The 6,651-nt window shown below is 69.8% G+C and carries 8 protein-coding genes (1 of these 8 cut by a window edge); 5 read left to right on the top strand and 3 right to left on the bottom strand.

All coding sequences use genetic code 11. The features are described from left to right. Positions 1-54 precede the first annotated feature (54 nt). Positions 55-612, bottom strand: a complete 558-nt coding sequence (locus R9Z33_RS03535; protein ID WP_318649929.1) for a histidine phosphatase family protein — start codon at positions 610-612, stop codon at positions 55-57. Positions 613-744: 132 nt separating this feature from the next. Between R9Z33_RS03535 and R9Z33_RS03540 the strand changes: the two genes are divergently transcribed. The 4 genes from R9Z33_RS03540 to R9Z33_RS03555 all read left to right on the top strand — a co-directional run bounded on the left by R9Z33_RS03540 (position 745) and on the right by R9Z33_RS03555 (position 3,914). Continuing rightward, complete coding sequence (locus tag R9Z33_RS03540) at positions 745-1,413, top strand: Tim44/TimA family putative adaptor protein (RefSeq protein WP_318649930.1); 669 nt, start codon at positions 745-747, stop codon at positions 1,411-1,413. A gap of 70 nt (positions 1,414-1,483) precedes the next feature. After that, entirely contained in the window at positions 1,484-2,260 is a 777-nt protein-coding gene (locus R9Z33_RS03545; RefSeq protein WP_318649931.1) for a (Fe-S)-binding protein, read from the top strand. Next, the gene (locus R9Z33_RS03550) at positions 2,257-2,961 is read left to right on the top strand and encodes a 2OG-Fe dioxygenase family protein (RefSeq protein ID WP_318649932.1); all 705 of its coding nucleotides are present in this window, start codon (positions 2,257-2,259) and stop codon (positions 2,959-2,961) included. The genes R9Z33_RS03545 and R9Z33_RS03550 overlap by 4 nt, the downstream gene beginning before the upstream one ends. A 464-nt stretch (positions 2,962-3,425) precedes the next feature. Beyond that, positions 3,426-3,914, top strand: a complete 489-nt coding sequence (locus R9Z33_RS03555) for a GAF domain-containing protein (RefSeq protein WP_318649933.1) — start codon at positions 3,426-3,428, stop codon at positions 3,912-3,914. Between the two features lie 22 nt (positions 3,915-3,936). On the opposite strand, the gene R9Z33_RS03560 is transcribed toward R9Z33_RS03555, so the two are convergent. Both R9Z33_RS03560 and R9Z33_RS03565 read right to left on the bottom strand, forming a co-directional pair. Beyond that, the gene (locus R9Z33_RS03560) at positions 3,937-4,344 is read right to left on the bottom strand and encodes a hypothetical protein (RefSeq protein ID WP_318649934.1); all 408 of its coding nucleotides are present in this window, start codon (positions 4,342-4,344) and stop codon (positions 3,937-3,939) included. Positions 4,345-4,366: 22 nt separating this feature from the next. Continuing rightward, positions 4,367-5,128 carry an MOSC domain-containing protein gene (locus tag R9Z33_RS03565; RefSeq protein WP_318649935.1) on the bottom strand — a complete coding sequence of 254 codons (762 nt, stop codon included), beginning with the start codon at positions 5,126-5,128 and terminating at the stop codon, positions 4,367-4,369. Positions 5,129-5,244: 116 nt separating this feature from the next. On the opposite strand from R9Z33_RS03565, the gene clpB reads away from it, so the two are divergent. After that, positions 5,245-6,651, top strand: partial view of an ATP-dependent chaperone ClpB gene (gene clpB, locus R9Z33_RS03570; RefSeq protein ID WP_318649936.1) — the 5' portion only. The gene runs 1,182 nt beyond the window's last position; only the first 1,407 of its 2,589 coding nucleotides appear in the window; the start codon lies at positions 5,245-5,247; its stop codon lies off the right edge, out of view.

The raw sequence follows: 6,651 nt of genomic DNA on the forward strand, positions 1-6,651 counted from the left end.
CGGGAGCTTCGCGGGAAACGGCGCCGCTTGGAAGGGGCGCGCCACGGGGGAGATTCAGTGGTGTTTCCAGACCACCTGCTCGGGATGGGCCTCGGTCGGGTTGGCCTCGATCATGTCGCCATTCATGACCGACTTGCCCGTGAAGGCGAGGATGAAGCCCCAATGGGAGACCACCAGCGTATGCGCCCAGTCATCCAGGGCCGCCATCTCGGCGCGGAACAGGCGGGCGCGGGCCTCCACCTGCTCGGCCGGCTCCTCGATCGCGGGCCACCAGATCTCCTCGATGCTGTGGAAGCCGACCTCGGGCCAGGTCTCGCGCAGCCGGCTGATCGGCGAGCCCACATCGCAGGTGAAGGCGTAGCGCTCCCGCACCGTGGGGGTGACCGTCAGCGGCAGGCCGAGGGCGCGCGCCACGGGCGTCGCCGTCTCCAACGCGCGGGTATAGGGCGAGACGATGATGCGCCGGATGTCGCGGCGGGCCAGCGCCTCGGCCGCGCGGGCCGCCTGCTCATGGCCGAGCGGCGTCAGCTTCGGGTCCACGATCCCGGGATCGCGGCGGGTGGCCGTGAAGTGCAGGTTGAACTCGGATTGCCCGTGGCGCAGGAAGATCATGTCCCGTTGGGTAGCGGGCGGCCGGGCCTGCCGCAAGGAGGGATGGAAAAGGCCCGGCGGCGGAGAATCCGTGACGGGGGCGTTGCGGCTGGTCCATGCCGTGACTAAGTAGAAGGGCCACTGGAGGTCCCAATGCAGGGCGGTTTCCCGATTGATCTGATTCTCTTCGCCATGGTCGCGGCCTTCCTGGTCCTGCGCCTGCGCAGCGTGCTGGGCAAGCGGCAGGGCTTCGAGCGGCCGCCGCAGCCCCAGGGGATGCCCGATGCCAGGGCCGCCCGGATCGAGGGCATGGCGGAGGAGGTGATGCCTGCCCGCGGCAGCGGCGCCCGGCGCAACCTGCCCAGCCCGCAAAGCCCGGCCGGCCAGGCGCTGACGCAGATCGTCGCGCAGGACCCGAGCTTCTCGCCCAATGGCTTCCTGGACGGGGCCGAGGGCGCCTTCCGCATGATCGTCGCCGCCTTCGCCCAGGGCGACCGGCAGACGCTGCGCGCCCTGCTCTCGGACGAGACCTATTCCGGCTTCGAGCAGGCCGTGGCCAGCCGCGAGACGGCGGGCGAGACCCAGCGCACCGAGATCCGCTCCATGCACGAAATGGCGCTGGAGGGCGCGGAGCTGCGCGGCACCATCGCCGATGTCACGGTGCGCTTCGTCTCCGACCAGGTGAACATGACGACCGCCCGTGGCGGCGAGATCGTCGCCGGTTCGGATGCCATCACCGAGGTGATCGACATCTGGACCTTCCAGCGCGACCTGACCGCCAAGGACCCCACCTGGAAGCTCACCGCAACCCGCAGCGGCTGATCTCCCTCCCGCATGGCAGCGCTGCGCCCGGGTGATTTCCGGGCGCGCCGAAGGCCGCTAGGCTTCCCGCATGTCGCACAGCACCCAGAAGCGGCCCCGCGTCGCCCTCTTCGTCACCTGCCTGGTGGACCTGTATCGTCCCTCGGTCGGCTTTGCCGCCATCAAGCTGCTGGAAGATGCGGGGTGCGAGGTGGTGGTGCCGCTGGCCCAGACCTGCTGCGGCCAGCCCGCCTTCAACTCGGGTGACCGCGCCAGCGCGCAGGAGATCGCGCGGCAGGTGATCGCGGCCTTCCTGCCCTATGATTATGTCGTGGCTCCCTCCGGTTCCTGCGCCGGCATGATCTCCCACCACTACCCGAGCCTCTTCGCCGAGCATGACCCCGAGGCGCGCGGCCAGGCCGAGGCGCTGGCCGGCAAGACGCATGAGCTCACCTCCTTCCTGACCGATGTGCTGAAGGTGGAGCGCGTCGCGGCGAGCTATGACGGCACCGTGACCTACCATGACTCCTGCTCCGGCCTGCGGGAGCTGGGCGTGAAGGCGCAGCCGCGCCGCCTGCTTGAGAGCGTGCAGGGCCTCGGCATGACCGAGATGGCCGAGCCCGAGATCTGCTGCGGCTTCGGCGGCACCTTCTGCGTGAAATACCCCGAGATCTCGACCCGTATGGTCAGCGACAAGACGCGCGACATCGCGGCGACCGGCGCCGACACGCTGTTGGCGGGCGACCTCGGCTGCCTGCTCAACATGGCCGGGCGGTTGAAGCGCGAGGGCAGCGCCATCCGCGTGCGCCACGTGGCCGAGGTGCTGGCCGGCGTGACCGAGGCACCGCCGATCGGCGACGCGCCGTGACCGCGCTGGCGGAGGTCCAGGCCCGCGGCTTCTCCCGGCTGCGGCCCGAGGCGACTCAGGCCCTGCTCGGCGCCCCCGGCGCCGCGCTGCGGGATTTCGCCGAAAGCTGGCAGCGGCTGGAGATGGACGGCTTCATGGCCGATGGCGGCCGCTACCGCCGCCGCCGCCTCGCCAATTTCCTGGCCCTGCCGGGCGAGGCTGGGCATCGGCGCGGGCTGCACCGGCCGCATTTCCAGGCCTCGGTCCACAACAAGCTCAATGGCGGCGTGGATCGCTGGTTCGCCCCGGTCGAGGACGCGGTGGCGCTGAACCCGGTCTGCCAGGGGCTGCTGGCCCTTGGGCGCGGCGTGGCGGATGGGCTGAAGCCCGGCACGCCCTGGTTCGTCGAGATGCACCAGTTCCGGGTGGAGGCCGCGCCCGGCGCCCCCGGCCTGCCGACGCCGGAGGGGGTGCATCATGACGGGGTGGATGTGGTGCTCATCGCTATGCTGGCCCGCACCAACCTGCAGGGCGGCGAGACCCTGGTGACGGATGAGGCCGGCGCCGAGCATGCGCGCTTCACCCTGGACGGGCTGCTCGACCTCGCCATCCTGGACGACCAGCGGGTGATGCATGGGGTGACGCCGGTGGAGCCGGTGGACCCGGCGCTGCCCTCCAGCCGGGATGTGCTGGTGCTGACCTGGAAGCGTGTCAGCCGCTAAAATATTTTTTCTCTCATGTGTCACCCTGGGCCGGTGCCGCTGCCATGGCGGCGCCCGTCATGGCGCGCGCTGCCGTCGCCGCGTCCCAGGCCAGCCCTGCCAAAGCGCGGATTTGTTGCGATTCCCGGCAGATGAACTGTCAGATATTTATGACACTAAAAGTGTCCACATGTCCGAGTTCTCAACTCACAATTGCGTGGAGTTCACCATTCTCCCACCTCTGGGCAGGAAAAAGGGCCGCAATCTTCCCTTGCCGCCCAGCGACCCGCGAGGGCCTTCGCGAGCGGCATCAGGCGGAGGCTATTTCCCGGCAAGCCGAAGCCAGACTGGTCCCTCGCGGGCCACGGGCCGGTTGGACAACCAACCGGCCCGTTTCTTTTGCCCGGTTCCCTTTTCGCCGGCTCCGGCCCATGCTCCCGCGAAACGGCAGGGAGGCTTGGCATGCAACGCGATCGGTCCGCGCGATGACGCTGGAGGATCTCGCCCAGGCCCTGGCCGCACCGGGCCAGCCCGCCGTCGGCCTCGCCGCCATGGATGCGGCGCTGGCGAGCCTGGTGGGCCATCGCCTCTTCACCGTGCTTCTGCTGGACGAATCCCGCACCCTGAACCGGCGCTACCATTCCAGCCGGCCGGTGGAATATCCGGTGGGCGGCTACAAGCCGGTGCAGCGCGGCAGCGACTATTACCGCCGCGTGGTCGAGGCGGGCGAGGTGCGCTTCTGCCGGAACCGGGAGGAGATCATCCGCGCCTTCCCGGACCATGAGCTGATCCTCTCGCTTGGCTGCGAATCCTGCGTGAACGTCCCGGTCCGCTGGAACGGGCACACGCTGGGCGCCCTCAACCTGCTGCACGCGGCGGGGCATTATTCCGAGGCGCAGCTTCCCGTGCTGCGCCTGGTGGCGGCGCTGGCGGTGGCCCCGCTGCAATGGATCCTGGACGGGCCGGAGAGCTGACGCCCCCCGGCCCTGGCCGGCTTCAGTAGCAGCCCGGCGCGGCGCCCATGCGGGACGGGCCCTGCGGCAGCAGGCAGGGGCCGATGCCTGCGATGTTCACCCGTCCCCGCAGGCCGAGATCCTCCGCATTGGCCGCGGTGGCCTGCCAGAAGGTGGAGGGGCAGGTGCCGCCCATCGCCACCAGCGCACCCGGCGTCTGCAGCGAGAAGGGGAAATCCGCGCCCGTGTGATAGACGACGAGGCAGCTCGAGATGGAGACATCGGGCCGCACCTCGAAGGCCGGACCGCGGAAGGGCCCCATGGCGCGGCCCTGTGCATCAAGCGGCGAGCCGGGCGAGCCCGCGGGCAGGCTGGCGCCGGGCGGCACGGCCGCGCAGCCGGCGAGCAGGGTGAGGGACAGGCCGATCATGGCCAGGGACCGCTTCAACATTCTTGTTCTCCTTCCTCTGTTGTCATGCCGGGGCCAGCGCCTCGAGCGCATCTCCGACCGCGACGCGCCCGCCTTCCAGCACTTCGGCCTGCACCCCGAGATCGGCATGGCCGAAATTCTCGCGCAGCACGCGGGGCGGCTTGGCGTCACGCTCGGCCGTCTCAGGGTTCACCTCGGTCGCGGGGCAGCGGACGATGCGCTTCCAGACGCGCAGCTTGGCCTGCCCGAGCTGGATCTCCTGGCCCATCAGGTCGAAATCGCCCCATTCCTTGCCGCCGGAGACATAGATGTTCGCGCGGAAGCGGATGGGATCGAGCCGCATGCCCGCCGCGCGCTCCAGCGCGTGCAGGCTGGCGAGCGAGATGATGGAGACGGATTTCTGCGGGATGTCGGTGAAGTTGTAGCCCGGCGCCTCGACGAAGCGCAGCCGGCCTCGTGCCTCCTCCGCCATGAACGTGGTCAGCCAATCCTCGGCGGCCGCGCGCCCCGCCTCGGTGTGGATATTGGCGATGAAGGGCTCGCCCCCGGTGGGGCGGATCACCCAGTCGCCGGTCTTCGGGTCATAGGCGGTGTGCAGCCTGGCGAGGCGCGCATTGGCCATGAGGCAGGCGAAGTTCGTCTTGCGCATCCAGACCGGCGCCGTCGGGTCGAAGCCTGAATCCGCCTGGGCCAGGGCGAAGCGCCGGTCATGCGGCAGGCATTCGCCGGGATTGAGGTTCACCTCCTCCAGCGCCTCGGCGGAGAAGCCCTTCACCGGGTAGCGGTAGATGTGTTCGACGCGCATGGCTCAGCTCCCGATTGCCCTTGAATCCCAGGCTCGCGCGTTCCCACAATATGGGCAAGGCGGTGCTGCCCGATCGGGGGTTCCGCTGGATCTGTCGCCTCCAGGAGGGACCTGAAATGGATATCGAAAAGTTCACCGAGCGCGCCCGTGGTTTCATCCAGGCCGCCCAGACCATCGCGATTCGCGAATACCACCAGCAGCTCACGCCCGGGCATTTGCTCAAGGCGCTGCTCGATGACGAGCAGGGCGCGGCCACCGGACTGATCGCCGCGGCGGGCGGCGACGCCAATGCCGTGCGCGGCGCCATCGAGGCGGAGCTGCGCAAGATCCCCGCCGTGCAGGGTGCGGGCGCCGGCCAGGCGCCGCAGCTCACGGCCGAGCTGGTGCGTGCGCTGGATGCCGCGCAGCAGGCGGCGACCAAGGCGGGTGACGCCTATGTGGCGCAGGACCGCATGCTGCTCGGCCTCGCCATCGCCGACAGCGCGGCCTCCCGCGCGCTCAAGGCCGGGCGCGCCACGCCCGATGCGCTGGAGGAGGCGATCACCCGGCTCCGCAAGGGCCGCAAGGTGGATGCGCCGGCCGCGGAGGACAGCTTCGACGCGCTGAAGAAATACGCCCGCGACCTGACCGAGGCCGCGCGCACCGGCAAGCTCGACCCCGTGATCGGGCGGGACGAGGAGATCCGCCGCGCCATCCAGGTGCTGGCGCGCCGCACCAAGAACAACCCGGTGCTGATCGGCGAGCCGGGCGTGGGCAAGACCGCGATCGTCGAGGGCCTCGCGCTGCGCATCGCCAAGGGCGACGTGCCCGAGGCGCTGAAGGACAAGCGCGTGATGTCGGTGGATCTCGGCGCCATGGTCGCTGGCGCCAAGTATCGGGGCGAATTCGAGGAGCGGCTGAAGGGCCTCTTGAAAGAGGTGGAGGAGGCGGCCGGGCAGGTCATCCTTTTCATCGACGAGTTGCACACGCTGATCGGCGCGGGCAAGGCGGATGGCGCGATGGATGCGTCCAACCTGCTGAAGCCGGCGCTGGCGCGCGGCGAGTTGCACTGCATCGGCGCGACCACGCTCGACGAATACCGCAAGCACATCGAGAAGGACGCGGCCCTCGCGCGGCGCTTCCAGCCGGTGATGGTGGGCGAGCCGAGTGTGGCGGACACCGTCAGCATCCTGCGCGGCATCCGCGAGAAGTATGAGCTGCACCACGGCGTGCGCATCACCGATGGCGCGCTGGTGGCCGCTGCGACACTCAGCAACCGATACATCACCGACCGCTTCCTGCCCGACAAGGCGATCGACCTGGTGGATGAGGCGGCGTCGCGCCTGCGCATGCAGGTGGACAGCAAGCCGGAGGAGCTGGACGAGCTCGACCGCCGCCTGCTCCAGCTCAAGATCGAGCGCGAGGCGCTGAAGCGCGAGGAGGATGCCGCCTCGAAGGAGCGGCTGGTGAAGCTGGAGGCCGAGCTCTCGGAACTCGCCGAGAAGAGCGCGGCCATGACCGCGACCTGGGAGGCCGAGAAGGGC

It is taken from the genome of Sediminicoccus rosea (assembly GCF_033547095.1).
Classification (GTDB): Bacteria; Pseudomonadota; Alphaproteobacteria; order Acetobacterales; family Acetobacteraceae; genus Roseococcus; species Roseococcus rosea.